General features: G+C 55.6%; 1 rRNA gene. It reads left to right on the forward strand.

Annotation, left to right across the window (positions count from 1 at the left end):
• A 23S ribosomal RNA gene (locus CU044_RS26340) occupies positions 1 to 216 on the forward strand; the annotation flags it as partial.

The following is a 216-nucleotide window of genomic DNA, read 5'->3' on the forward strand; positions in this document are numbered from 1 at the left end:
CAGGTGGTCAGGTAGAGAATACCGAGGCGTTCGGGTGAACTATGGTTAAGGAACTCGGCAAAATGCCCCCGTAACTTCGGGAGAAGGGGGGCCACACTGGGTGATGGGATTTACTCCTTGAGCTTGGGGTGGCCGCAGAGACCAGCGAGAAGCGACTGTTTACTAAAAACACAGGTCCGTGCGAAGCCGTAAGGCGATGTATACGGACTGACGCCT

The sequence above is a fragment of the Streptomyces sp. L-9-10 genome (genome assembly GCF_004151105.1).
Lineage (GTDB): Bacteria > Actinomycetota > Actinomycetes > Streptomycetales > Streptomycetaceae > Streptomyces.